We start from the raw sequence: 26,210 nt of genomic DNA, 5'->3' as shown, positions 1-26,210 counted from the left end.
CGTGGGCGTGGTTACTGTTGTATTGGTACTGATTCTGTTGGCTTGGTGGATGACGGTTCCCGCTGACAGCGCGCCCCGGACAATCATTCCCTTTTCCGATCTGAGCAAATACCGGCAGTGGCTGGATGACTACCATCCGGCGCGCCTGGAGCCAGGCCAGGCGATTGCACTGACAGTGCAGCAGGATGACGTCCAGAAACTGGCCATTTTGCTGGCCTCGACGCAGCCCGCATTAACCCACACTCAGTTCCGGGCAAGCATTACGCCAGACATCCTGACCCTGGAGGCCTGGTATCCAACCCGATGGATGGACCGCTTTCTACCGCTGCAACTGACCTGGTCGCCTGATGAGCCTTTTGAGTTGCGTCGTTTCTGGATAAGTGGGATCGCCGTTCCACAGTGGATCGTGGGCCGGATCAACCTGCGCCTGGCTGGCCTGCCTGCTGTTCGCGACGCCGAAAAGCTGTGGCAAACGCTAAGCCCGATCGTGGAGATGGGCGATGGCAGCCTGACGTTTTCAACTGAATGGACCGACCCTGAACTGACTGGCTGGCTCAATGATTTTGCGCCATTCTGGTCGGGAGCGGGGCAGCGCGAGCGTCTGGTCGAGGAAGTCGAGTGGGTGCGCGATTTCTTTGTCGCCGATGGCCGCCAGCGGATTCCGCTGCGGGACGTATTGATTGCCCTGGCCCAGCGCCCCAATCTCGACTTTAATCAGGATGGCAGTGCCGTTTTTGGTGCCCTGTCTTATGCAACGCTTGGTTCGGTATCGGGCATGAGACCGGGTGTGGATCTGCCCCGGCTCTCCGGCCAGAGGCTGACCCTGCACGGTCGCTATGATCTGGCGCGGCACTATACCCTGGCCATGTGGTTGGGTACGCAGATGAACCCCGATACAGCGCTGGAGCTGGCCACCTACAAGGAGTGGTCGGATGCGGAAACACGCAGCTCCGGTTTCAGTGCCGAAGACATGGTTGCCAACGTGGCCGGGCTCGAAATGCTTGGGTATTTACGCCGCATTGATGCACAAGATCGTAAAGATTTTCGGCCCGCGACCGATGACCGTTTAATGCCGGCGCGAGAATTCTGGGAGCCCTGGCTGTCTAATGGCGCGGCACTGAACGAGCGACAATTGCGCGAGCTGATAGAATCAACGCGTGAACAGATGCTGTTCAATAAACCGTAATTGGTGCAATCTGAGCTGGCATGGGGTGTTTGCAAGCCTCTGCTGCTCTTAAGGAAGGAAGTCTGGCCATGGCCAGTGTTGATTATCCGTCATTGAGGCTGCCGGTCGGCCTCGGTATGAAGCTGGAAGTCGCCGGTGACGAGAAGCGGTACAATTGTCAGTTGATAGGCCACATTCAGGGCCGGTCGGTGTTGGTAACGACGCCACTGGTGGGTGATGGTCGGCCATTGCTGGTGCGCAAGGAACAGCCCGTTATTTTGCGCTTCTTTGCCAACAAGAACGCCTGTGCGTTCCGGACTCAGGTACAACATCTGTGTTCTATACCAACGCCCTATCTGCACCTGGCTTGGCCAAACCGGGTTGAGGCGGGTGAGATTCGCAAAGCGGAGCGGGTACTGGCCAATGTTCAGGTGTCTATCGTTAACCAGAGTCAGCCAGGGCAGGAGCGGGCGTTTGGCGCCATTGTAGACCTGTCGACAACGGGTGCCCGCCTGGAGACCTTGCAGCCTTGCGGCGAAACCGGCGACACCCTGTTACTGACTGGCAAGGTGACGGTGGGGCACGTTACCCGGGTCATCACCATTGAAAGCCGGGTTCGGGCCGAACTCGACAAGTTCGAGCTGAGCAATAGCATGGCTGCCTACGGGATCGAGTTTAATTTTGTGTCAGATATGGATTTTCTGGCGTTACAAGCCTTTGTGAATGCCCAGATCGCCCGGGGAGCAGAGCGCTAGTCGCGCCACTCCTGCGGACTCCCGGATTCAGGTATCGCGCTGCACGGCGATGTCGGTCAGGCTCATCAGGGCGGTTTTATAGGCGGAGTCACTGAATCCAGCCAGTTGTTCCCGTGCCTGCGCCGCATGAGCCAGTGCCTTGTCGCGCACATAATCGATGGAGCCGCAGCGATGCACGATGTCGATGATGGCGTCCAGATCCTCCAGTCCGCCTTTGCGAATGGCCTGGCGAATCAGTTGGGCTTCGTTAGCGCCAGCATTCTGCATGGCATGGATCAACGGCAGGGTGGGCTTGCCTTCGGCCAGGTCGTCACCGACATTCTTGCCCAGTGTCTCCGTGTTGCCGTCGTAATCGAGAACATCGTCGATCAACTGAAACGCTAACCCCAAATTCAAGCCATAAGCGGCCAGTTTGTCTGTGTTGTCTTCCGTTTGCTGATTGATCAGCGCCGCGGTTTCACTCGATGCCTGGAACAGAATCGCGGTCTTACCCTTGATCACATCCATATACTGGGCTTCGGTGGCGTCCGGATTGCGCACATTCATCAATTGCATGACTTCGCCTTCGGCGATGGTGCGGGTGGCCACCGCGAGGCGGTTCATCACCGGCATGGCACCGATATCGACCAGCAGTTCGAACGCCCGGGCATACAGAAAGTCGCCCACCAGTACGCTGGGTGCGTTGCCCCAGCGCGCATTGGCGGTGGGTCGGCCACGGCGCAAATCGGATGTGTCAACGACATCGTCGTGCAGCAGGGTGGCGGTGTGCAGGAATTCAATGACGGTTGCCAGCTGATAATGGCGGGTATCGATGCCACCGCTGGCGCCAGCGGCGAGCAGGGTGAGTAGGGGGCGCAAACGTTTGCCACCGCTACTGATAATGTAGTCGGCGATCTTTTCAACCAGCGGCACACGGGATTCGAGCTGAGACAATATGGTCTGGTTAACCGCCTCGAATTCCTGACTGACGGTGGCAAATACAGCTTTTTGATCCATGCGGGGGGTCTTTGTGATAAACGCCAGCGGGCGATGCTAGGTAGCCCCTGCGGCCGTGTCAAGAAGCGCAGGCCTGCTGTCGTCGCACAGCGTAGAGTGGGGGTTGCTTCCATGCTGGGAAATCCGTATTATTGCGCGCCCTGATCGACCTGCTTCATTCCCTGTTATAGGGTGCTCCCAGCGTAGGCGTTGCCTTTAGACACAGGTTAAGAAATGAACCGCTGCGGGTCGGATTGGTTTTAATCATTGGAGAGAGACATGTACGCTGTAATCGTAAGTGGTGGCAAGCAGTACCGCGTCAGCGAAGGCGAGACGCTGAAGCTGGAAAAAATTGAAGCCGAGACCGGTGCTAGCATTGATTTTGATAAAATCCTGTTGGTGGTTAACGGTGAAAAAGTGAACATTGGCGCGCCGATTGTTAAGGGTGCCAAGGTAACTGCCGAGGTGGTTGCTCATGGTCGTCACAAGAAAGTGAAGATCCTGAAGTTCAAGCGTCGTAAGCACCACATGAAGCAAATGGGCCACCGTCAGTGGTTCACTGAAGTTAAAATCACTGGTATTTCAGCATAACGGAGAGAAACCATGGCTCACAAGAAAGCAGGTGGTAGTACTCGTAACGGTCGCGATTCCCAGAGCAAACGCCTTGGCGTGAAAGCCTTCGGTGGTCAGACTGTCACAGCCGGTTCCATCATTATCCGTCAGCGCGGTACCCGTTTTCACGCTGGCAACAATGTAGGCATTGGTAAAGACCACACCCTGTTTGCCAAGGCAGACGGCAAGGTCGAATTTGTTACCAAGGGCGAGCATAGCCGCAAGTTTGTGAACATCGTTGCCTGATTGGCACGTTGACACACTCTGAAAAGCCCTGCCTTGCAGGGCTTTTTTTATGGCTGTTCGAAGGTTAGTGCCGGGAGTTTGTATCGGCTGCCGAGTAGGCCTGTCTAGGGTCGGCGTGAACCCCTCCCTGGGGCCTAGACCGGAGCATCCATGCTGCGGACTCCCCCAGACAGACCTACCCGGCAGCCGACACTTGGTTTGGCGGTTGCCTTAACCCATTATTGATTGAGAAATCCTTGATCCAATGCCAGGAGCCTGAGGATTTTGTACAAATGCTATAGTGATGCTTTGTGGCAATAGCCGCCGAGCAAACAACCCAAATTTCGAGGCCGGTTCAAGTGAGCCGGTCTTTATTCCCCAGAGGCTGATCAGATGAAGTTCGTAGACGAAGCCACAATTACCGTGGAAGCCGGCAAAGGCGGCAATGGCTGTGTCAGCTTCCGGCGGGAAAAGTACATTGAGAAAGGCGGCCCGGACGGCGGCGATGGTGGTCATGGCGGCAGTGTCTATGTCCGTGCCGACGAAAACGTGAACACCCTGATCGATTACCGTTTTGTGCGTCGTTATAACGCCGAGAATGGCGAAGGTGGTAAGGGCCGGGATATGACCGGCCATAAAGGCGCCGATATCACCCTGGTGGTGCCCGTGGGTACCACGCTCATTGATGCCGATAGCGAGGAAGTGCTGGCCGATTTGCGCGAGGCGGGTGATACCGTCAAGGTCGCTCAGGGCGGCCATCGCGGTGTGGGTAATACTCGCTTCAAGTCCAGTACCAACCGGGCACCGCGGCAGTTTACCAAAGGCTCCCCCGGCGAAAGCCGGAATTTGCGGCTGGAACTGAAGGTATTGGCCGATGTTGGGCTCCTGGGTCTGCCCAATGCGGGTAAATCGACGCTGATTCGTGCGGTCAGCGCGGCCAAGCCCAAAGTGGCTGACTACCCCTTTACCACCATGGTACCCAACCTGGGCGTGGTGCGGGTGGATGCGCTGCGATCCTTTGTGATGGCGGACATTCCCGGGCTGATTGCCGGCGCTTCTGACGGTGCTGGACTGGGTATCCGGTTTCTGAAGCACCTGGTGCGTACCCGGGTGCTGCTGCATCTGGTCGATATGTACCCCTTTGATGAATCTACCCCGGCCGACAATGCCGTCGCCATTGTTAACGAGTTAGAGCAGTTCAGCCCGACACTGGCGCAACGGGAGCGCTGGCTGGTGTTGAACAAGATCGATATGGTGCCTGAAGATGAACGCCAGGCACTGGTCGATTCAGTAGTCTCGGCCCTTGACTGGGAAGGTCCGGTCTATGTGATTTCGGCCATTTCAGCCGATGGCACTCAGCCGCTGGTGCGCGATTTGATGAACTGGCTTGAAGAGCACCGCGCTGCGCTGGCGGCTGACCCGGATTTGCTGGAAGCGGATACCGAGCACCGCGATCAGGTTGAGCGGGAAGCGCGTGAGCGCATTCAAACCCTGTCTGAACGCCGACGCAGCAAGCGCAAGGCTGAGCAGGCGGATGACGACGACTTTGACGATGACGACGATGATTATGACGTCGAGGTTGTTTATACCCCCTGATCCTGTTGGTGGGCGCAACGAGGTCGGGTATTAGGCAGATTGAAGGAAGAAGGAAGCAGGTGTGTCTGAAAGCGTGGTTAGGCATCCGGCCGTAACGGCGGGGCAGCGTTGGGTGGTTAAAATTGGTTCGGCCTTGCTGACCAATGACGGCCGTGGCCTCGATGTGGTGCGCATTCGCCAGTGGGTCGACCAGATGGCGACCTTGCGAGCCAGCGGTGTCGAACTGATATTGGTCTCGTCGGGTGCCGTGGCGGCGGGCATGCATCGCCTGGGTTGGAGCCAGCGACCGGAATCGATGGAGTTGCTGCAGGCGGCGGCCGCGGTCGGGCAGACCAAGCTGGTGCAAACCTATGAAGACCTGTTTCAGCAACACCAGTTGCATACCGCCCAAATTCTGCTGACCCACGAAGACCTCTCCGACCGGCGACGGTACCTGAACGCGCGCAGCACGCTGCGCGCGCTGCTGCCCCTGCCGGTCATCCCCATCGTCAATGAAAACGACACGGTAGTGACCGACGAAATCCGCTTTGGTGACAACGACACCCTGGGCGCGCTGGTGGCCAATCTGGTTGAGGCCGACGCTCTGATATTGTTAACCGATCAGGATGGCCTCTACACAGCCGACCCCAGGACAAACCCCGATGCCCGACTGCTTAGCCAGGCATCGGCCAGCGACCCGGCCCTGCGGCAAATGGCCACTGGTGGTGGCGCTCTGGGTCGTGGTGGCATGGTCACCAAAGTGCGGGCGGCGAGTCTGGCATCACGCAGTGGAGCGGTAACGGTGATTGCCGGTGGTCGCAACGAGAATGTGCTGATGCGCTTGCGCGAGGGCGAGGCGCTAGGCACCCAGTTGACGCCCGATCTTGAGCCTCTGGCGGCGCGCAAGCAGTGGCTCGCGGGTCAATTGCAGACGCGCGGTGAGCTGGTGCTGGATGCCGGTGCGGTGCGGGCTTTGACCGAGCAGGGCAAGAGCCTGCTGGCCGTGGGCGTGACCGACGCCAAAGGGATGTTTCGCCGGGGTGAATGTGTTTCACTGGTGACCGAACAGGGCGTTGCCATAGGCCGTGGCCTGGTGAATTACGACCGGGACGATGCGATTCGCCTGTGTCGTAAACCGTCGGCGAGCTTTGAGTCAGTGTTGGGCTTTGTGAACGAGCCGGAAATGGTGCACCGCGATAATCTGGTTCTGTTGTAACCATCGTCCCTGCTGAGATGGCGCCCTGTTGGGCTGATCATTACATGGCGGCCGGGCAAGTGTACATGGGGCAGGGAGATGATTCTTGGTAGATGAACAAGACAGAGCGGAGCTGAACCGCTGTGGCTGGTGCGGGCAAGATCCCCTGTATCAGGCGTATCATGACGAAGTGTGGGGGCGGCCCGTAGCGGATGGCCAGTCACTGTTCGCTAAGCTTTGCCTGGACGGACAGCAGGCCGGACTAAGCTGGATCACCATTCTGCGCAAACAAGCTGGCTATGAGGCTGCTTTTGCCGATTTTGACCCGGATGCGCTGGTGCATTTTACCGATGCAGATGTTGAGCGGTTGATGGGTGACTCGGGTATCGTGCGCAACCGGCTTAAAATTCAGTCGGTGATACGCAATGCCCGCGCCTACGTCGCCATGCGCGAAGCAGGCGAAGACTTTGCTGGTTTTTTGTGGGGGTTTACCGGTAACCGCCCAATCATCAATGCCTGGCAGGAACTGGCCGAAGTGCCCACTGAAACGGACGAGAGCCGTGCCATGTCCAAGGCGCTTAAGCAGCGTGGGTTCAATTTTGTCGGGCCAACCATTTGTTACGCTTTTATGCAGGCAACCGGCCTGGTGATGGACCATCTGACCGGATGCCATTGTTACCAGGCATGCCGGGAGGACGCTGAATCCTTTCAATTGCGCTAATAAGGTGACTTTCGACGGCTGTATCCGGGGCCTGAGCCCCTTACACTGAGGTACGTTCTGGTCAGGCTGATCCGAATGCCAAACCGTGCCTGTTATGGGCTTTGAATCTGTTATAAGTGGTGTTTCATGTCTCACAAGCCGCCTTTTCTACCTCCGGCGCTCGGTCTGCTGGTCATGCTGGCCATTTTTTCACTGCATTTTATCAAGCCACTGGCGCTGCTGTTCCCGTACCCGTGGAACTTTATCGGCCTGCTTCCCATTGCACTGGGGGCCGTCCTGAATCTGATTGCGGATCGGGAGTTGCAACGGGCGGGCGCCTCTGTTGAATTTGGCAACGTTCAGGGGCCCCTGGTTGAACGTGGAGTGTATCGGCTGAGCCGCAACCCTATGTATCTGGGTCAGCTAATGATCGCTGCAGGCCTGGCCATCTGGGTAGGCACGCTGTCATCCTGGGTGGTCTTGCCGGTTTTCGTGTTTGCCTTGCACAGACTCTTTATCCGGCCTGAGGAAAAGCGGTTGCTCGAACGGCACGGACCGTCTTACACCGCATATTGTCAACGGGTGCGTCGCTGGCTCTGAAGCCGGCTGAACACTCTGCGAGCATGTGCTTGGATCACCGACAGGGAGCCTGACATGGGCCAGCGTATGTGGGCGCTTTATCAGCGTATTTTGACAGGGTATACACTTTGGGTACTCATCGGCCTGGTGCTGGTGATCGGTTTGCTGGCGACTCAGGCGCGGCACTTCAGTCTGGATGCCTCCGCCGACGCACTGTTGCTAGAAGATGACGAGGATCTGGCCCTGTTTCGGGAAACCGCAGAGCGCTATGGGGCTCAGGATTTCCTGGTGATGACTTACACCCCGCCAACATCGCTGTTTTCCGATGCCTCTCTGACCGGGCTGGAAGCTCTGCGTGACGATCTGCGCGACATTCGGGGTGTTGATTCCGTCCTGACCGTACTGGACGTGCCTCTGCTGTCAAACCCGCCGGTACCCATGACCGAACTGGTCTCAAACATCAAGACGCTGGAAGACCCGGAGACGGACGTCGAGATGGCCCGCACCGAGCTCGCCAACAGCCCCCTCTACGTCAACCTGCTGCTCAATCTGGAAGAGAACACCACCGCCCTGCAAATCAATCTCCCTCGCGATACGACTCGGGACCAATTGCTAACCTTGCAGGCATCGCTGACCGAGCAGGCGGGTATGGGCGAGGTGCCCGAGTCGATAGCGGCCGACCTAGAGCGCGTTGACGCCATGCTCAAGGAGCAGAGCAATCGTCGTGCGGCCATGGTCCACGAAACCATTGCGTCGGTGCGAGAGGTCATGGCAGAGCACCAGGACGAAGCCCAGCTGTTTTTGGGCGGTGTGCCCATGATTGCCGATGACATCATCACCTTCGTGCGCAATGACCTGATCACCTTTGGGCTGGGTGTGCTGTTTCTGTTGATCGCCACATTAACCGTGATATTCCGGCAACCGCGCTGGGTGATCATGCCTTTGTTGTGCTGTAGCGCCGTGGTGGTCACCATGCTGGGCATTCTGGGGCTGGGGCGGTGGCCGGTTACGGTCATTTCCAGCAATTTTATCTCCCTGTTGCTGATTCTCACGTTGTCGATGTCGATTCACCTGATCGTGCGCTACCGCGAACTGTTGCGTAAGCATCACGATTGGGATCAGGCCCAACTGGTGATGACGGCAGTCAAGCGCATCGCCGTGCCCTGTCTGTACATGGCGCTGACCACAGGGGTGGCCTTTATGTCACTGTTGTTCAGTGGCATCCGCCCGGTGATCAACTTTGGCTGGATGATGTCTCTGGGCATCGCCTGCGCCTTTCTGGTGACCTTTTCTCTGTTCCCGGCTCTGCTGATGCTGGCGGGGAAAGACCAGCGCACCGCAGAGAAATCATCCGGTGGCAAAACCACTCGCTTGCTGGCTCGCATTACCCTCAAATCCGGTAATGCGGTGCTGGTAACCAGTCTGGCGTTGGCTGCTTTCACGGTGATAGGCATTACCCGGCTGGTCGTCGAAAACAGCTTCATCGACTATTTCGATCAGAGTACAGACATCTACCAGGGCATGACGGTCATTGACGAGCGCCTGGGTGGTACGACGCCCCTGGAAGTGCTGATTAATTTTGAGGACGTACCAGAGCGGGATTCCGCTAGCCAGCCAACTGAGGCGGAGCCTGAAGGCTTTGTAGACGAAGGGTTCGTAAACGAAGGCTTCGCCGAGGACGATGGGTTCGTCGATGAGGGGTTTGGCAGTGGGGGGGCGTCGGTAGGCAGTTTCAGAGACGACTTTGGGGCGGAAGATGACCCGGAGAAATACTGGTACACCCAGTCAAAAGTGGCACGCATCAAGGCGATGCACCGTTATCTGGATGAACAGCCGGAAACCGGCAAAGTCTTGTCGCTGGCCACCATGATCGAAATTGCCGAGGGCTTCAATGACAATGAGGCGCTGACGAACGTTCAGCTGGCGCTGCTGTATACCGTTATCCCCAGTGAATTTCGCGACCTGGTCATCGACCCTTATGTCTCGGTAGAGCATAACCAGGCGCGACTGAACGTGCGTATTCTTGATTCGATGGATGGCCTGAAGCGAAACGCCTTTCTGGAGCGGATTGAACGTGAGGCCGTTGACGTGGTGGGCTTTGAACCGGGCCAGATACAGCTAACCGGCATGATGGTGTTGTACAACAACATGCTGCAAAGCCTGTTTGGCTCCCAGATTCTGACACTGGGCGTGGTGTTTCTGGGCATTTTGCTGATGTTCCTGATTCTGTTCCGAAGCGTCAAACTCAGCTTACTGGCAATGGCGCCCAATCTGCTGGCGGCGACCTTTGTGCTCGGCATCATGGGCTGGTTTGGCATTCCGCTTGATATGATGACCATCACCATCGCCAGCATTACCATCGGCATGGCCGTCGACAACACCATTCATTATCTGGTTCGGTACCAGCGTGAATTCGCTAAAGATGGTGATTATGTGCGGGCGCTGTCGCGCAGCCATAACACCATCGGCAAGGCCATGTTTTATACCTCCCTGACCATCATTCTGGGTTTCTCCATTCTAATGATGTCGAACTTCCGCCCGACCTTGTATTTTGGGTTATTAACCGCCCTGGCGATGGCCGTGGCTCTGCTTGGGTCACTGACCCTGCTGCCGCGTCTCATTGTGCTGACGCGGCCCTTCGGGACCATTGAGGGCCATCACCGAACCGAGGACTGACGGTTCAGTCGGCTTGCCGATTTGGGTGGGCCAGCCGGGCCGGGTCGAGCAGGGATTCCAGCTCCTCCCTGCTCAGGTCGGTTTTTTCCAGGGCGACCTCGATGATGGGCCGGTTGTCGGCATAGGCTATTTTTGCGATCTCCGCTGCTTTCAGATAACCCAAGACCGGGTTCAACGCGGTGACCAGAATCGGGTTGCGGTGCAGTGGCCCGGATAGGGCTTCATGATTCACCTTCAGATCATCGATGACCTTGTGCGCCAGGTGCTCGCAGCTCTGGCTCAACAACCCAATGCTGTCGAGCAGGTTGCGGGCGATCAGCGGCAAGCTGACGTTCAGCTGGAAATTTCCGGACTGGGCACCCAGCGTGATGGCCGTATCGTGACCGATTACCTGGTAGCAAGCCATCAGCACGGCTTCTGGAATCACCGGGTTGACCTTCCCGGGCATGATGCTGCTACCGGGCTGCAAAGCCGGTAGCATGACTTCACCCAAACCCGCCAGCGGGCCACTGTTCATCCAGCGCAGGTCGTTGCTGATCTTGATCAGGCTGGTTGCCAGCCCTTTGAGCAAGCCCGATGCCTCGACTGACACATCCTGAGTGCTGATGCCGTAGAAGGCGTTGTTGTGCGGGCAAAAATCGTTGGCAATCTGCAAGTTCAGATGCCGGCAAGCCAGCTCGGCAAAGCCTTGGGGGGCGTTAATGCCGGTGCCGATGGCGGTTCCTCCCAGGGGCAGGGCCTTGAGTCTGGGCAGGCACTGATTGATACGACGCTGGCCGCTGTCCAGTGCTTCAATCCAGGCAGAGAACTCCTGTTCCAGCGTCATCGGCATGGCATCCATCAGGTGGGTGCGGCCGGTTTTGACTGCGTTCCGGTGGGTTTCACCCTGTTGGCTCAGGCTGTTTTTAAGCGCGGTGATGGCTGGTAGCAGGTCTTCTTCCAGAGCAAGGGCCGTGCTGATCTGTATTGCCGCAGGAATGGTGTCGTTGCTGCTCTGACTGGCATTGACGTCATCGTTGGGGCTGATGTCGAGGCCGCTGGCCGTTGCCGCCAGGCGGGCAACGACTTCATTAACGTTCATGTTGGTGCTGGTGCCGGAACCAGTCTGGAATACGTCGACCGGGAACTGTTGGTCGTTGTTGTGGTCACGAGCGGCCAGACAGGCGTTTTGAATGGCGCTCGCTTTGTCGCCTGCAATAACCCCCAGTTCTGCATTGGCTCCCGCCGCGGCGGCCTTGATGGCAAGGCAGGCCTCGATAAAGCGAGGTGGCATTACCTCGCCGGACAGTCCGAAATTGGACAGTGCCCGGGCGGTCTGGGCGCCGTACAGTACGTCGTCGGGAACGGACATTTCGCCAAAGCTGTCTTTTTCGATGCGCATGAAAGCAACTCCACGGGTTAGGTTTGCACACAGTCTAGCAGGCTGTTGAAATTCGCAGAATTTAAGCAACCTGCTGCCGGAACATGGATGTTCCGGCAAGATCGATGAGTGCTAAATCATTGATCTTGAGAGAGAAGTAAAAATCGCAATCTTTGGTTCTCGTGTTTTGAAAAAGGCAGGACGCCTTTTTCAACAACCTACAAGAGTTCTGAACCGGGATGTCCAATCGGGCGGGCTGGCAAGACAGGAGAAGGGGCGGGTCCGGATGCCGGACCCGCAGGCGTCAGTCAGTCTGGGGTTGCAGTCGGTTCACCTCAAAAGCGCGAACCCGGCGGTTATCGGCATTCACGACCCGAATCAGCAATTCACCCAGGGTGATGGACTCGTCACGCTGGGGCACTTTGCCAAACTGATGCATGACGATGCCACCGATGGTGTCGAATTCCTCATCACTGAGTTCGGTCGAGAAATGCTCGTTGAAGTCTTCGATCGGGGTCAGCGCCTGAACCAGAAAGCCGCCATTGCCGTTGGGGCGAATGTTGGCATCGACGGTGTCGTCGTGCTCGTCTTCTATTTCCCCGACAATCTCTTCGAGGACGTCTTCAATGGTGACCAGGCCCGCGGTCTGCCCGTACTCGTCTACCACCACCGCCATGTGGTTGCGGTTGCTGCGGAAGTCTTTGAGCAGAACGTTCAGGCGCTTGCTTTCGGGCACGAAGTTGACGTTGCGAATGATGGTGTTCAGCCGCTTTTTCATCTCATCCAAATCGAACTGGGTTTGCAGGCCAAGGCCAAGCAGGTCTTTGGCCAACAGCACCCCAACCACTTCGTCGGAGTTTTCACCCAGTACCGGGAAACGGGAGTGACCGGACTCCACGATCAGCGATAGCCAGTGCTGAATGCTGTCGTTGGTTTCCAGGCTGACCACCTGGGAGCGGGGGATCATGATGTCCCTGACGTGCATGTCCGAGACATTCAGAGCGCCTTCGATGATTTTGAAGGCTTCGTTATCCAGAATGTCGTTTTCCTGGGCACTGTTCAGGATAGTGAGCAAATCGTCGCGATCTTTGGGCTCCCCGGTGAAGGCATCCGACAGGCGTTCCAGCCAGGATTTCCTACCGGGGTTGCTACTCGTGGGTCGTTCGTCGCTCATGCTAGTGCGTGTCCTCTGCAAATGTTTCCCGGGTCAGTCCGCCCATTATAGGGGGGGTGTGCCGGTCGGCAAGTGGTTCTCAAGCCAGTAAGGGTCGGGAATGTCGAGCGTCGCCAGAATGCGGCGCTCCAATGATTCCATGATCTCGGCATCAGCCGGGTCAATGTGGTCGTACCCCAATAAATGCAAGGTACCATGGACCACCATGTGCGCCCAGTGATGGGCAACAGGCTTGCCCTGTTCAGCCGCCTCGCGGGCCACCACGGGCGCGCAGATGATCAGGTCGCCGAGCAGGGCCTTAACGTCAGGGTCGTCTATGCCCGGGGGCAGTTCAAACGGGAACGACAGTACATTGGTAGGTGCATCCTTGCCCCGGTAATCATGGTTGAGCTGCTGGCTTTCCGGGTTATCAACCAGGCGAATGGTCAGACTGGCGGTGTCTTGTTCGCCATTGAGAGCCTCGGCGACCCAGAGCAGCAGGTCATCGAAAGCGGGCAGATCTGCGGCGTCAGACGCGATTTGGAGGTCCAGGTCGACGATGGCCGCTAAAGCCGGGTTAGCATTCATGGCGGCGGTCAGCTGTCTCCGTGCGCGTCATAGGCATCGACAATGCGTTGCACCAGCGGGTGACGCACAATGTCTTTGGAGCCAAAGCGGGTCACGCTGATATCGCTGACGCCATCCAGGATTTTGAGGGCATGAGCGAGGCCAGACTGATTGCCCCGGGGCAGGTCGACCTGTGTTGGGTCACCGTTGATGACCGCAGTGGACCCAAAGCCGATGCGGGTCAGGAACATTTTCATCTGTTCCTTGGTGGTATTCTGGCTTTCGTCAAGAATAATGAACGCATTGCTCAGCGTTCGACCACGCATGTAGGCCAAGGGCGCCACTTCAATAACGTTGCGCTCTATCAGGCGGTCGACTTTTTCCAGGCCGAGCATTTCATAAAGCGCGTCGTACAGCGGGCGCAAGTAAGGGTCGACCTTCTGGCTAAGATCTCCGGGCAGAAAGCCCAGCTTTTCGCCCGCTTCTACGGCAGGCCGGACCAGAATAATGCGTTTGACCTGGTCTTTCTGCAACGCCTGCACGGCGCAGGCGACGGCCAGAAAGGTCTTGCCGGTGCCGGCCGGGCCAACGCCAAAGTTGATGTCGTGGGTCAGCACGCTGTGCACATAGGCCCGCTGATTGGGCCCGCGCGGTTTGACCACAGATTTGGGCGTATGCAGCACATAGAGTTTGTGCTCATGCAGCTGTGCGCCTTCCTGCTCACTCAGGGTCTCAACCTCGGACTGCTGCAAATAGAGGTTCACCGTATCGGGCAGTAAGTCCTTGCCACCTTTGGTCTCCCGATACAGCCGCTTGATGATGTCTTCGGCTGCCGCAACGCTGCCACCATCACCGGCCAGTTCGAAGCGGTTGCCGCGATTATTGACGCGAATGTCCAGGCGATCTTCAATCTGCCGGAGGTTGTCGTTGGCCAGGCCGCACAGGCTGGCCAGTCGCTGGGGATTATCGGGTTGCAGCTCAAAGTGCCGCAGATCGGACGCTGCTGTTGCAGCCTCAAGATTAGACGGGGTAGTCAAAGTGTTCTGGTTCCTCTCACGTTGCGCTGCAATCAGCAGAATAGGCTAAGAATACGCCGCATCCCTGCCATGTCAAAAAGTCGATTACCGTGGTAACTATTTATTACTCAGCCACCGTCGTAGTGGTTGATGTTACCTTTGTGCCGGCAGTTCGTGCCAGCCACCGGATAGGCACACCTGGTGCCGATTTGGGCTCCTGGCTGGAGCTGACTACAACCACCAACGTCAATAGGCCAGGTCAGTATTGATAACCTCGCCGCGCAAGCTGTTGGCGAAGGCTTCGGTAATACGGACCTGCACGAACTTTCCGATCAATTCGTCGTCATTATGTTCAAAGAAGGTCGGTCGGTTGTTTTCTGTGCGGCCCTGCAGCTCAGCCGGATTGCGCTTAGAGCGCTCGCTGACCAGTATGGTTTGGGTGCTGCCGACCATGCGGCGGCTGATCTGAGCCGCCTGCTGGATGATTCTGTCTTGCAGAATGGCCAGACGTTGCTTTTTGATGGCCTCCGGCGTGGTGTCATCCAGATTGGCCGCCGGGGTACCCGGTCGGGGGCTGTAGACGAAGCTGAAGCTGTGGTCGAAGCCGATGGTCTGAATCAGGTTCATGGTGGCTTCGAAGTCGGCCTCGGTTTCGCCCGGAAAGCCGATGATGAAGTCGGACGAGAAACTGATATCCGGTCGGTTGGCGCGGATGCGCTCCATCTTTTCGACGTATTCCGCGGCGGTGTGACCGCGCTTCATGGCGCTCAATATCGTGTCTGAACCACTTTGTACGGGCAGATGCAGGTGACTGACCAGTTCCGGCACGTCGAGGTAGGCGTCTACCAGCGAGTCGGTGAACTCGACCGGATGGCTGGTGGTGAAACGGATGCGGTCGATGCCGTCAACGCGGGCAGCCAGGGTGATCAGCTCAGCCAGGTCGGCTTCGCCGCCGTCGTGGCGTGGGCCGCGGTAGGCATTGACGTTCTGGCCCAGGAAGTTGATTTCCCGCACGCCCTGTTCCGCCAGTTGGACGACTTCGGTGATGACGTCATCGAACGGGCGGCTGACTTCCTCGCCCCTTGTATAAGGCACAACGCAGAAGGTGCAGTATTTGGAACAGCCTTCCATCACGGAAACAAAGGCCGTGACACCGTCGCTTTTCGGGGCGGGCAAGTGGTCGAATTTCTCAATTTCCGGAAAGGTCACATCGACCATGGCAATGCGGTTGCCGGCGGCATTGGCGACCTGGCCTGTGGAGGCATCAAGCATCTGCGGTAGGCGATGCAAGGTCTGGGGGCCAAAAATCATATCAACGTAGGGCGCACGGTCGGATATCGCCTGGCCTTCCTGAGAGGCCACGCAGCCGCCAACCCCGATCTTAAGGTCCGGATTCTTGGCTTTCAGCTTTTTCCAGCGACCGAGCTGATGGAACACCTTGTCCTGTGCTTTTTCACGGATGGAGCAGGTGTTCAGCAGCAGCACGTCGGCCTCATCGGCGTTGTCGGTCAGGGTATAACCGTGGCTGTCGCCCAACAGGTCGGCCATGCGCGATGAATCGTATTCGTTCATCTGGCAGCCGTGCGTTTTGATAAAGAGTTTTTTGGTCATGAGCCTGCAGTTTTAGTCAACACGAGCGCTGGCGAGGCCGACGCTCAAAAGGGGCGCAGATTATACGCATAACCGGGCGCCGACCCAACCATCCGCTGCACAGAATTCAGGCAGATTGAGGTGCTGTACCCCTGGCTATTGAATAAGACCGTTGCGGAGCCCATATTGCCGGGATGAATGAGGCAGCGGGCACTGGTGTTCCGCTGTTGTGAACCCCAAGTATCAGTCAGGACGTTACCCGGCGATGAAACAACCCAAGGCCATTTACAGAGTGTCCTTTATCAATCAGGACAAAGTGTACGAAGTGTATTGTGAACAGGTCTATCAAAGTGACTTGTATGGCTTTATCGAGATCGAGGAGCTGATTTTTGGCGAGCGCAGCCAGTTGCTGGTGGATCCGGGAGAAGAGCGGCTGAAAAAAGAGTTCAGTGGTGTCAAGCGCAGCTTTATTCCGATGCATTCCATTACCCGTATTGACGAGGTTGAGCAGGAAGGCGTTGCCAAAATAAGCGATAGCAAGGGCGGGCCGGTCATCGCGTTTCCGGCATCGGGACCGTCAAAACGCAGTTAGAAGACACGCTTGCTGTGAATCTGACGGCATTTACACGACAACGACATGGGTTTTGACTGGCCGCTGGGATCAATAAGGCTATACTTCAGTTGATCACCCATGGTGATAGGGCCAACCCGGGTTGGCAAATACACCCGTTATGAGGGGTAAACGATGACCGTACTGTTGTTGACAATGTTGCTGGGGGCTGTTGCCTGGCGGGTATACAGCCAGGGTACGGCAGTAAAGCCGGAACCTATCCGGGTGAAAGAGGACGAGGCTCGACGCCGGCGGTAAAGCCCGATGTTGTCTTACTGAAAACAGAGGCCCCGGGAGCGGGCCTCATGCTTGTGTCTTTCTGATACAGCGCTGATTAATACCCCTGTTCACTATAATCCGGGCCTCGTTAAACCGAGTCAGCCCGTGAACTGTTTTGTGCAGCCTTCAGACTGAGCTTGTGCCAGAGTAGAGTCGCTGACAATACCGCCAGAGCCGGTACCGTGGCATAGAGTAATATTTCCCAACTGAACCGGAACAGTAACCAGGCTGCGCCGAGGGTTGCCAGTGCCTGGGCGCCAAACACCAGAAATTCATTCGCCGCCTGAACCCGAAATCGCTCCGAGTCCTGATAGGCTCTGGGCAGCAGCGTGGTGCCCGAGACAAACAGAAAGTTCCAGCCTATGCCCAGGAGAATTAGGCTGATGGTGTAATGACTGACCCCATGCCCACTGAGCCCGGCCAGGACCATTAGGGCGTAAATAAACAGCCCGAGCATCAGCAATCGCTCCGGTCCAAAGCGCCGGATCAGCCAACTGGTCGCCAGTGATGGCAGGAACATGGCAAGAATATGTGCCTGGATGGCAGTTTTGGTGGCCTGCAGACTGTGCTGATCCATATCGTGCATGCTCAGCGGCGCCGCCGTCATTACCAGCGTCATTACGCTGTAGGAAATCGCTCCGGCCAGCAGGGCCAGCCAAAGCACCGGCTGTTGCAGCAAGGAACCCCAGGGCCGGCCGACCGACTGTTTGATAGGTGCCTGGTAAGGCAGGTCCTGGTAGGCAAAGATTAGCAACGGGGTGACCCCTAGCAACACGCCAGCCAGCAACAGGAAGGCACCGGCGTAGGGAACACCCAGCAGGGACTCACCCAGGGCACCGAGTTCCGGGCCAACCAGGGCCGCGAATATGCCGCCAAGCAGCAGCCAGGAAACCGCTTGTCCCTGGTGTTCAGGTGCCACACGCTCCATGGCGGCAAAGCGAAACTGGTTTACAAAGGCCATGTTGAAGCCGAGGCCGCCGGTCGCTACCAGTAACAGTACAAAGCTCTGGGCATAGATGGCCGCAATGGCAATGCCGCAAGACGCCAGCGAGACCAGGTTACCGATGAGGAAACCTCTCTTCCGACCCAGATGCTGCATGATCATCGCGGTCGGGAAGGTACTGAAGGCCGTGGTGATGACCAGTACCGATAGGGGCAGGGTCGCCAGTTGCGGATTGGGGGCGAGTTGAGTCCCGATCAGGCCGCCGATCAGTATCACCATGGGTGGCGCGCACATCGACAGCGCCTGCATGGCGATCAGGGTCCAGAGGGCGGGGCTTGGTTTGTTCATCGTGGGTTACTCTTTCCTGATTAGCCTTTATGACCCTGTTTAGACCTTCCCGCGGGGGGAAAGTCAAGTGATCCGATACGACACGCTACCTCGAACCCTCTGCGACCTGAGTGAGAGTTGGTTGATTATCGTACAGGTCACTCTATACTCACGCGGCTTGTAAATTCATTAACGGCATGAAAACGACGGAAACAATTATGTGGAATCCAGGGATTTGGGTCGCGACTTTACTGCTATTGGTGATGCCGATAGCTCTGGTGTGGGCGGAAGCGCCCGGACAACTGGAATCGGTCGATTCAGACTTGCCAGACATGGCAAGTATTGATGACGTTGCGACCAAAAAACAGGTGTTTTTTGATTTTTTGAACCCCATCATTCAGCGCGTCAACCAGCGCATCGTGGCGGAACGAATCTGGTTGCTGCAGATGCAGACTGATCTGGATCAGGGCAAAACGGCCGCGCCCTGGCAGACATCCTATCTGGCCCAGTTGGGACGTGACTACGAGGTAGAGGAAACGCCCGGCAGTGATGCCTACTTCGAACTAATGCTCAACCGCGTCGATGTTATTCCGGCCTCACTGGTACTGGCTCAGGCAGCCAATGAAAGCGCCTGGGGCACGAGCCGGTTTGCCGTTGAGGGCAATAATCTGTTCGGGCAGTGGTGCTTCGCCGAAGGCTGTGGCCTGGTGCCGGCGGGTCGACCGGAAGGGGAGCGCTATGAAGTGAAGTTGTTTGAAGACGTAGCCGAATCGGTCGCATCCTATTTCCAGAACGTCAATACCCACCCGCCTTACCGTGATATGCGCAATATTCGCTCTGAGCTGCGCTATCTCGGTGAACCAGCCTCCTCCCTGATGCTGGTTTGGGGACTTGAGGGCTATTCCATTCGTGGTGAAGCGTACATTCGCGAGCTGACGGAAATGATCACCCACAACGAGCTGACCGAATACGACCAACGCCCCTTTTACGCGGCCAATTAGCCCGCTCTCCCTTGCCTTTGGGGTACGAAAGCCTTAAAACAGGCCACTGTTTCGTACCCCCGAGGAATCTCATGTTTTCAGGAATTGTGCAAAACCGGGCGCCGGTTACCATCGAAGCTCGTTTGCCCCAGTTATGGACCCTGTCGGTACCGCTGACGGCCAAGCAAACCGAAGGTCTGGTCATTGGCGCCAGTATTGCACTGAACGGTGCCTGTCTGACAGTTACCCGGCAACAGGGTGAGCGCGCCTATTTTGATGTGATGATGGAGACACTGAGGGTCACCAACCTGGCAGACCTGAGTGATGGCGATCTGGTTAATGTTGAGCGGGCGGCGCGCTTTGGTGATGACATCGGTGGCCATGTCATGTCGGGACATGTGCATCACACGGTTCCGATTCTGGATATTGAACGCCCCGAGAATAATTGCATCCTCTGGTTCGGCATTGACGACGAACAACGGCGCTACCTCTTCCCCAAGGGTTATGTGGGCTTGAACGGCTGCAGTCTGACCATCGGCGAAGTCCGCGACGACCGGTTTAATGTGTTTCTGATTCCCGAGACGCTGGCGGTGACTACCTTTGGCGACGCCGGAGTCGGCGACCGGGTTAATGTGGAGTTCGACGCCCACACCCAGGCCATTGTCGACACCCTGGGCCGGATGAAAGCGGCGGGGCAGCTGTGATTCACGAGCCGATAACCGGCCAGGGCTGTACCTGGCAATGCCTGACGTTTGAGCAGCTCGATACGCGCACCCTGTATGATGTGTTGGCATTGCGTGCAGCCGTTTTTGTGGTGGAGCAGAATTGCCCGTATCAGGATGCCGACGGTCTGGATGACCTGGCCTGGCACCTGCTCGGCTACCGGGCCGGTCAATTGGTGGCCGTTGCCCGGTTGCTGCCACCCGGTGTTGCCGGCGACTGGCCAGCGATTGGCCGGGTGGTTACTCGTGCCAATGCCCGCGGTCAGGGGCTGGGCCGGGAGCTGATGCGCGAATCCGTCACTGCCATGACCAGACTATTTCCCGGTTCTGGCCTGGCTCTGGGTGCTCAGGCGCACCTTGTTCCGTTCTACCAATCCTTTGGCTTCGAGCCGGTTGGGGATCGGTACCTCGAAGACGATATCGAGCATCAATGGATGCAGCGTCCGCCTAGCCAGAGCCCCTCAGACGCTGGCGCTCACGGTTGAGCTGGTCTGAAAATTCGCTGACATAAGCCAGGTGTTCTTCAATGGCCGTCTGCGCAGCTTCAGGTTTTCGCTGGTAGATTGCCTCAAACAGGCGGGCATGCTGCCCCATCAGGCGTGCCCGGATATCAGGGTGACTGCTGAGCCCGCCTATGTTGGTGATGACGTTATTCTTGAGCAAGCCAAAGAGGCCCTGCAGAGTCTGAAGAAAAACGCGGTTGTGGCTGGCAGCGGCAATGGCCAGATGAAACCGGGCATCGGCCTGGGCTTCGGCGTCGAGATCCCGCTGCTGGTGTGCTTTGCGCAAATGCTGGTAGGCCAGGTCCAGCCGTTGCAGGTCGTCGACGGTGGCGCGTTCGGCCGCCAGCGCCGCGCACCGTGCTTCAATGGTGATGCGATATTCCAGTAATTCGGCATTCAGCCGCACCGGGTCCTGACGTTTGCCGAGCAGGGATGACAGAGGTGAACCGGCCGGTTCAGCGTAGTTCTGGCATACGTAGGTGCCGCCTCCCTGTCGACTTTCGATGATGCCCAGCCCTTTAAGTTGCTGCAGCGCTTCACGGACCAGTGGCCGGCTGGTTTCAAAGCGCATCGCCAGTTGGCGTTCCGAGGGCAGCTTGTCTCCCGGTTTCAGATCGCCGTCCAGCAGTTGCTGGTTCAGCAACTGGCAGAGCCGGTCTATCCTGCGTATTGTCATTGGTCTGACCACTTTTAAAAAGACGGGTTGTTGATGCTCCCCAGTTTACGGCTTTTTGTGGCGTACCGGCGCACTTTTAGGGAACGGGGACCCGGTAGGGAGAGGTTTTTTGTCGACGGACATGGCACCTTAGTCGCCAAACGAGCCTTCACTGATACCAACAAACGCCAGAACAGGACCGGTTATGACGATTGATCGCTTTATTCGCGCACTGAAGCACCGCTTGCCTGAATCGCGTCTGACCACAGACCCGATGCGCTGTTTTGCCTTGGGTACTGATGCCAGTTTCTATCGGATGACCCCTAAACTGATTGTGGCGGTTGAAACCGAGGCAGAGCTGAGCTTTCTGCTGGTGCAAGCCCAGCTGTGCCAGGTACCTGTGACGTTCCGGGCGGCCGGTACCAGCTTATCCGGTCAGGCGGTAACCGATTCGGTTATGGTGGTTCTGACCGATCAGTGGCGTGGTTGTCGGATTGACCCCCTGGGAGAGCGGGTGCACCTGCAACCCGATCTGATCGGTGCCGATGTGAATCAGCGTCTCAAACCCTATGGCCGTAAAATCGGACCGGACCCGGCTTCAATAGGCAGTTGCAAAATGGGCGGTATTGTCGCCAACAACGCCAGCGGCATGTGCTGCGGTACACGCCATAACAGCTACCACACCCTGGCCGGGATGCGCGTCGTGCTGGCCGATGGCAGTATCATAGATAGCCGGGACCCAGTTAGCGTTGCCGAGTTTCGCTCCAGCCACGGCTGTTTTCTGGATAAACTGGGCGAATTGTCGGCTGATCTGAAGGCCAACACCACCCTGGCCGAGCGCGTTCGACACAAATACCGGTTGAAAAACACCACTGGCTACGGCCTGAATGCACTGCTCGATTTTGATGACCCCATCGACATGCTGACGCATCTGATGGTGGGCTCTGAGGGCACCCTAGGGTTCATCAGCGAAGTCAGCCTGAATACCGTACCAGACTGGCCCCATCGGGCCTCAATCATGATCGGGTTTGACGATCTGGATCTGTGTGCCCGGGCGGTTACCGCCTTGCGGTCCTGCCCGGTAGATGCCGTGGAACTGCTCGATCGGCGTGCCATCGAATCGGTGGCGCACATGCCCGGCCTGCCTGAGTTTGCGCGGCAGTTACCGCCAGAAGGCGGCATGCTGCTGGTGGATGTTCGCGCTGAGATGGCCGACGCACTGACGGGTCACTGTGACCAGGTGATGGCGGCGCTGGATCACTTCCCGTCAGGCTGGCGCAGTACCGGTTTTACTCGCGATAGCCTGCGCATCGCCCAGTACTGGAATCTGCGCAAAGGTACCTTTCCTGCAGTGGGTGCCATGCGCGCGACGGGTACCACCGTGATTATTGAAGATGTCGCTTTTCCTGTCGAACGCCTGGCGGAAGGGGTGGCCGCACTGCAGGCTCTGTTCGATCGTCATGGCTATACCGAAGCGATCATTTTTGGCCACGCATTGGAAGGTAACCTGCATTTTGTGTTTACTCAGGGGTTTGAAGCGCCCGGTGAAGTTGCCCGGTACGATGCTTTTATGCAGGACATTGCCGAGGTGGTGACCGGCGCATTGCAAGGCTCACTAAAGGCTGAACATGGTACCGGGCGTAACATGGCCCCCTTTGTCGCGAAAGAGTGGGGCGAGGACGCCTACGGGCTGATGAAACGCATCAAGCAGGTATTTGATCCGGCCGGCATTCTCAACCCTGGGGTGATTCTCAATGACGACTCCAAAGCCCATATCCAACACCTGAAATCCCTGCCTGCGGCCGATCCGATCGTCGATACCTGCATCGAGTGCGGTTTCTGCGAGCCGGTGTGTCCGTCCCGGGATCTGACGCTGACGCCGCGTCAGCGCATCACCCTGTACCGGGAGTTACAGCGGCAAAGCCGTAACGAGGGCATAGATCCGCAATGGCAAAAAGCCTTCAATTATCAGGGTATCGACACCTGTGCAGCGACGGGGTTGTGCGAACTGCGCTGTCCGGTGGGTATTAACACCGGGGAGCTGGTACTGAGTCTGCGCCAGCGCAACAATCACCGTTATGGCCGGTTGGCGCGCTTTATGGGGCGTCACTTTGCTACCCTGGCCACGCTCACGCGCGGCAGTTTGTGGGCAGCCCAGGGGTTACAACGGCTGGCCGGGGCGCAGCGGCTGGAGCGCTATTCGGCGTCAATGCGGCGACTCAGTGGCGGGCGAACGCCGCTCTGGCCATCGACAACACCAGGGGCTGCCCGCCCAGTGTATGCACCCATACGCCAGACGCGTCCCACCGATCTGGATACAGTCGTTTACTGGGCCGCTTGCGTCACCCAGGCCATGGGCCCGGCATTGGGCGACGGGCGCCAGCCAGTGCCCGCCGCTGCGCTGAGCGTTCTGCGCAAGGCTGGGCTGGCAGTGGTGGTGCCACAGCCGACCCGGGGCCTGTGCTGTGGCCAGCCGTTTCATTCCAAGGGGCATGTCGACGTGGCTGAGCAGCAGCGCCGGGAATTGGTCGACGAACTCTGGGAAGTCTCCAGTGGTGGTCGCTTTCCGGTGCTGGCCGACACCAGCCCTTGCAGTTTGCGGGTGCGGGCCGATGCACAGGCACGCGGCATCCAGTTTTACGACAGTGTCGATTTTATTGACCGCTTCCTGCTGGACCGGCTGGTTATTCAGCCCGAGACCGGTCGTGTAGCGGTTCATACAACCTGCAGCGTGCAGAAACAGGGCATAGAAGCCAGTTTTCAGCGGGTGTTAAACGCGGTAACGCCGCACTGGGTGCAGCCTGAGGGCATGGCCTGCTGCGGGTTTGCCGGTGACAAGGGGTTCTCGCAACCGGAGCTGAATGCGTCCTCCCTGCGTCATCTGGCTGAGTCGGTTAGCGATTGCCGCTATGGTATTTCTACCAGCCGGACCTGTGAAATCGGGCTCAGTCAGCACAGTGGGCTGACCTACTTTTCGCTGTTCGAAGTGCTGGATCGGCAATCCGACCGGGCCGATTAAACCAAAAAACCCCGGCAAAGCCGGGGTTTTCTTTGGGTGCCAGATGAAGCCAGATTAGGGCTTCAGGAAAGGGTTCAGTAGCCAGCCCAGCGCACCGGTTAACTTGACCGGAGCGGCGACGACCGAGAGCATCAGGCAATCTTCGTGGGCATCGGCCCGCGGCGAGTGGGTATCACTCGGTGTGCGCGTGATAAAGTCGCCGGCACCGTAGGAACCAAGCTGGTCCGAGAAACCGCCCTCTAGCACGACACTGATTTCCTCACCCCGGTGGTAATGGTTCGGTACACGGCCACCAGCTTTCATGTGATGCAGACCAATGATCATGCCGCTTTCGTCAGTCATTAGGTGACTGACGCGCAGGTTTTTCATCGGCTGGCGCCAGTCCAGCTCATCCAGCGAGGCGGGCAGCAGTGTGGCCAGCGCTTTGGGAAAGCGATTGCTCAGCACGGGCGCGGGCTCCGGTTCAGTTACGGGATCCTTCTGTATGCGTTGCATCAGCTGGTCGAAAGCCGAATCCGTTACCGGTACGGCCGCCTGCTGTTCAAATAGAACCGCAGAGGTGCTCTCCAACTCACTTAGAGCAGCACGGCATTGCGGGCAGTAATGCAGGTGTACGGAGATCGCCACACTCATGCCGGTGTGGCAGGTACCGGCTGCAAATTCCACAAGTTGATCGGGTTGCGGGTGCCACTGACTCATAGATCGAGTGCCTCTAACGAAAGTTTCATCTTTTTCATGGCCAGGCGAACCCGGCTCTTGACGGTACCCAGGGGTAGCTTCATTTCGTCGGCAACCTCCTGGTGGCTTTTGTCTTCCAGAAAGACCTTAGCCATGACTTGGCGCTGGTCGACCGGAAGCTCATAGAGACCCGCTTTTACCTTGTCCTGAATGCGCGACTGGCGGATTTCACCAAACAGTTCGGTATCGGATTCCAGGTCCCAGATTGCATCGGCAGAGACGTCGGCCCGGTATTTGTTCAGGCGACGCAGCATGTCGATGCGCTGGTTACGGGCAATGGTAAAGATCCAGGTTGACGGTGCCGCCTTGCGTCTGTCATAGGATGCCGACTTGCGCCAGATGGCAAGCATCACATCCTGGACCAGCTCTTCAGGGAGGTGATCGCCCTGACTGTGCAAGCCGGAAGACAACGCAAAGGCTTTAATCAGGGGAGCAAAATGCTTGAACAGAGCCTCAAAGGCTTTGGTGTCCTGCCGTCGGGCCACGGCCTCGAGCAGGTCCGCCCACTCGTCGGCTGTTTGGCTCGTCTGTGTCATAGTGCGTGCTTTTTTCGATGAAAGAATCGAGATTACATTGGCCGCTGACATTTTTAAACCTGTAGATGGAGTCTCAGGTTAGGATACGTCAGCGCTCAATATCCGGATCACGCTGGATGATTATTTTTCTGCCAGCGTCTCTTTAATCCAGCGCAGCAAGCGCTTGCTGTTCTTGCCACCGCGTATTGGGGCTTCCGGGTCGTCCGGTTGCTCCTTGCGAGCAGCCCGCACCAGTGAGCGGAAGGGCTGGCGGTCGGTATTCGGGTAGGTTTCGAACCAGTTGCTTTCAGCACTGTCGTCGCGAATCAGGCGTTCACGCCAGACTTCCGCCTGTTGCAGGTCCCGTTTATACACCTCACTGCTGGGGTCGAGCCGGTCGACGGCCTCGCGAATGGCGTCGACGTCGTTGTCACGCATCAGCTTGCCGATCAGTTGCAAGTGCCGCCGGCGGGCTTCGCGCTGAGTGACTCGCTTGCTCTCATCCAGTGCCTGAATCAGCCGTTCGGTCATGGGTATGGTGGCCAGCTGGTCTGCACGCAGCGTAAGCAAGCGCTCACCCAGGGCCTGCCAACGGTGCATTTCCCGTTTCATTTCAGACTTGCTGACCAGTTCGTATTCGATGTTATCGTCTTCAGGGTGGCTCATGAGCGCTCTACGGTGGTGACTGCCCGATCGGGTTCAAAGCAGAAAGAATGTGGCCAGGCTTAGGACAGTCAGCTACCCAGTCGATGTGATGCTTTTGACTGGTACAGCTT

25 protein-coding genes are annotated in these 26,210 nt (G+C 57.6%); 14 read left to right on the top strand and 11 right to left on the bottom strand.

Going from position 1 to position 26,210, the window contains the following annotated elements; genetic code table 11:
- Position 1: 1 nt before the first annotated feature.
- Entirely contained in the window at positions 2 to 1,186 is a 1,185-nt protein-coding gene (locus EP166_RS08060) for a hypothetical protein (RefSeq protein WP_127556326.1), read from the top strand.
- Positions 1,187 to 1,254: 68 nt separating this feature from the next.
- A complete protein-coding gene (locus EP166_RS08055; protein ID WP_164743865.1) occupies positions 1,255 to 1,920 on the top strand; it encodes a flagellar brake protein in 666 nt (221 codons plus the stop codon).
- A gap of 27 nt (positions 1,921 to 1,947) precedes the next feature.
- Here the strand turns inward: EP166_RS08055 and EP166_RS08050 are convergent, their stop codons facing one another.
- The gene (locus EP166_RS08050) at positions 1,948 to 2,916 is read right to left on the bottom strand and encodes a polyprenyl synthetase family protein (protein WP_127556324.1); all 969 of its coding nucleotides are present in this window, start codon (positions 2,914 to 2,916) and stop codon (positions 1,948 to 1,950) included.
- Positions 2,917 to 3,174: 258 nt separating this feature from the next.
- Between EP166_RS08050 and rplU the strand changes: the two genes are divergently transcribed.
- The 7 genes from rplU (at position 3,175) to EP166_RS08015 (ending at position 10,457) form a co-directional block, all read left to right on the top strand.
- Complete coding sequence (gene rplU, locus EP166_RS08045; RefSeq protein ID WP_127556323.1) at positions 3,175 to 3,486, top strand: 50S ribosomal protein L21; 312 nt, start codon at positions 3,175 to 3,177, stop codon at positions 3,484 to 3,486.
- Between the two features lie 12 nt (positions 3,487 to 3,498).
- The gene (gene rpmA, locus EP166_RS08040; protein WP_127556322.1) at positions 3,499 to 3,753 is read left to right on the top strand and encodes a 50S ribosomal protein L27; all 255 of its coding nucleotides are present in this window, start codon (positions 3,499 to 3,501) and stop codon (positions 3,751 to 3,753) included.
- 372 nt (positions 3,754 to 4,125) lie between these two features.
- Positions 4,126 to 5,328 (top strand): Obg family GTPase CgtA, encoded by a 1,203-nt coding sequence (cgtA, locus tag EP166_RS08035; protein ID WP_127556321.1) that lies wholly within the window; start codon positions 4,126 to 4,128, stop codon positions 5,326 to 5,328.
- Positions 5,329 to 5,389: 61 nt separating this feature from the next.
- Positions 5,390 to 6,523, top strand: coding sequence for a glutamate 5-kinase (gene proB, locus EP166_RS08030; protein ID WP_246026249.1), 1,134 nt, complete (start codon positions 5,390 to 5,392; stop codon positions 6,521 to 6,523).
- 85 nt (positions 6,524 to 6,608) lie between these two features.
- Entirely contained in the window at positions 6,609 to 7,223 is a 615-nt protein-coding gene (locus EP166_RS08025; RefSeq protein WP_281276774.1) for a DNA-3-methyladenine glycosylase I, read from the top strand.
- A gap of 126 nt (positions 7,224 to 7,349) precedes the next feature.
- Positions 7,350 to 7,802 carry a methyltransferase family protein gene (locus EP166_RS08020; protein ID WP_127556320.1) on the top strand — a complete coding sequence of 151 codons (453 nt, stop codon included), beginning with the start codon at positions 7,350 to 7,352 and terminating at the stop codon, positions 7,800 to 7,802.
- 54 nt (positions 7,803 to 7,856) lie between these two features.
- Positions 7,857 to 10,457: an efflux RND transporter permease subunit gene (locus EP166_RS08015; protein ID WP_127556319.1), complete on the top strand. Its 2,601-nt coding sequence runs from the start codon at positions 7,857 to 7,859 to the stop codon at positions 10,455 to 10,457.
- 4 nt (positions 10,458 to 10,461) lie between these two features.
- Here the strand turns inward: EP166_RS08015 and EP166_RS08010 are convergent, their stop codons facing one another.
- From EP166_RS08010 to miaB, 5 genes are all read right to left on the bottom strand, one after another.
- Entirely contained in the window at positions 10,462 to 11,838 is a 1,377-nt protein-coding gene (locus EP166_RS08010) for a class II fumarate hydratase (RefSeq protein ID WP_127556318.1), read from the bottom strand.
- 283 nt (positions 11,839 to 12,121) lie between these two features.
- The gene (locus tag EP166_RS08005; protein ID WP_127556317.1) at positions 12,122 to 12,991 is read right to left on the bottom strand and encodes a CorC family transporter; all 870 of its coding nucleotides are present in this window, start codon (positions 12,989 to 12,991) and stop codon (positions 12,122 to 12,124) included.
- A 45-nt stretch (positions 12,992 to 13,036) separates the two neighbouring features.
- Entirely contained in the window at positions 13,037 to 13,558 is a 522-nt protein-coding gene (ybeY, locus tag EP166_RS08000; protein ID WP_127556316.1) for an rRNA maturation RNase YbeY, read from the bottom strand.
- Positions 13,559 to 13,566: 8 nt separating this feature from the next.
- Positions 13,567 to 14,574, bottom strand: a complete 1,008-nt coding sequence (locus EP166_RS07995) for a PhoH family protein (RefSeq protein ID WP_127556315.1) — start codon at positions 14,572 to 14,574, stop codon at positions 13,567 to 13,569.
- Between the two features lie 225 nt (positions 14,575 to 14,799).
- Positions 14,800 to 16,164, bottom strand: coding sequence for a tRNA (N6-isopentenyl adenosine(37)-C2)-methylthiotransferase MiaB (gene miaB, locus EP166_RS07990; RefSeq protein ID WP_127556314.1), 1,365 nt, complete (start codon positions 16,162 to 16,164; stop codon positions 14,800 to 14,802).
- A 244-nt stretch (positions 16,165 to 16,408) separates the two neighbouring features.
- Between miaB and EP166_RS07985 the strand changes: the two genes are divergently transcribed.
- The gene (locus tag EP166_RS07985; protein WP_127556313.1) at positions 16,409 to 16,735 is read left to right on the top strand and encodes a DUF1820 family protein; all 327 of its coding nucleotides are present in this window, start codon (positions 16,409 to 16,411) and stop codon (positions 16,733 to 16,735) included.
- Positions 16,736 to 17,120: 385 nt separating this feature from the next.
- Here EP166_RS07985 and EP166_RS07980 read toward each other — a convergent pair whose 3' ends face one another.
- Entirely contained in the window at positions 17,121 to 18,323 is a 1,203-nt protein-coding gene (locus EP166_RS07980) for an MFS transporter (protein WP_127556312.1), read from the bottom strand.
- A 197-nt stretch (positions 18,324 to 18,520) separates the two neighbouring features.
- On the opposite strand from EP166_RS07980, the gene EP166_RS07975 reads away from it, so the two are divergent.
- From EP166_RS07975 to EP166_RS07965, 3 genes are all read left to right on the top strand, one after another.
- Positions 18,521 to 19,303 (top strand): glucosaminidase domain-containing protein, encoded by a 783-nt coding sequence (locus EP166_RS07975; RefSeq protein WP_164743864.1) that lies wholly within the window; start codon positions 18,521 to 18,523, stop codon positions 19,301 to 19,303.
- A 71-nt stretch (positions 19,304 to 19,374) separates the two neighbouring features.
- On the top strand, positions 19,375 to 19,986 hold the full coding sequence (locus EP166_RS07970; protein ID WP_127556310.1) for a riboflavin synthase subunit alpha: 612 nt from the start codon (positions 19,375 to 19,377) through the stop codon (positions 19,984 to 19,986).
- The gene (locus EP166_RS07965) at positions 19,983 to 20,489 is read left to right on the top strand and encodes a GNAT family N-acetyltransferase (RefSeq protein ID WP_246026248.1); all 507 of its coding nucleotides are present in this window, start codon (positions 19,983 to 19,985) and stop codon (positions 20,487 to 20,489) included. The genes EP166_RS07970 and EP166_RS07965 overlap by 4 nt, the downstream gene beginning before the upstream one ends.
- Here the strand turns inward: EP166_RS07965 and EP166_RS07960 are convergent.
- The gene (locus EP166_RS07960) at positions 20,452 to 21,183 is read right to left on the bottom strand and encodes a FadR/GntR family transcriptional regulator (RefSeq protein ID WP_127556309.1); all 732 of its coding nucleotides are present in this window, start codon (positions 21,181 to 21,183) and stop codon (positions 20,452 to 20,454) included. The genes EP166_RS07965 and EP166_RS07960 overlap by 38 nt on opposite strands.
- A 184-nt stretch (positions 21,184 to 21,367) precedes the next feature.
- On the opposite strand from EP166_RS07960, the gene EP166_RS07955 reads away from it, so the two are divergent.
- Positions 21,368 to 24,181: an FAD-binding and (Fe-S)-binding domain-containing protein gene (locus EP166_RS07955; RefSeq protein WP_127556308.1), complete on the top strand. Its 2,814-nt coding sequence runs from the start codon at positions 21,368 to 21,370 to the stop codon at positions 24,179 to 24,181.
- A 54-nt stretch (positions 24,182 to 24,235) separates the two neighbouring features.
- On the opposite strand, the gene EP166_RS07950 is transcribed toward EP166_RS07955, so the two are convergent.
- The 3 genes from EP166_RS07950 to yjgA form a co-directional block, all read right to left on the bottom strand.
- Positions 24,236 to 24,880, bottom strand: coding sequence for a ChrR family anti-sigma-E factor (locus tag EP166_RS07950; RefSeq protein WP_127556307.1), 645 nt, complete (start codon positions 24,878 to 24,880; stop codon positions 24,236 to 24,238).
- Positions 24,877 to 25,455: a sigma-70 family RNA polymerase sigma factor gene (locus tag EP166_RS07945; RefSeq protein WP_127556306.1), complete on the bottom strand. Its 579-nt coding sequence runs from the start codon at positions 25,453 to 25,455 to the stop codon at positions 24,877 to 24,879. Before EP166_RS07945 ends, EP166_RS07950 begins: the two co-directional genes overlap by 4 nt.
- Positions 25,456 to 25,575: 120 nt before the next feature.
- Positions 25,576 to 26,100: a ribosome biogenesis factor YjgA gene (gene yjgA / locus EP166_RS07940; protein WP_127556305.1), complete on the bottom strand. Its 525-nt coding sequence runs from the start codon at positions 26,098 to 26,100 to the stop codon at positions 25,576 to 25,578.
- Positions 26,101 to 26,210 lie beyond the last annotated feature (110 nt).

The sequence above is a fragment of the Saccharospirillum alexandrii genome (assembly GCF_004000275.1).
GTDB lineage: Bacteria > Pseudomonadota > Gammaproteobacteria > Pseudomonadales > Natronospirillaceae > Saccharospirillum > Saccharospirillum alexandrii.
Note: the sequence above shows the minus strand (reverse complement) of the source record. Positions and strands in the feature narration are given on the sequence as shown.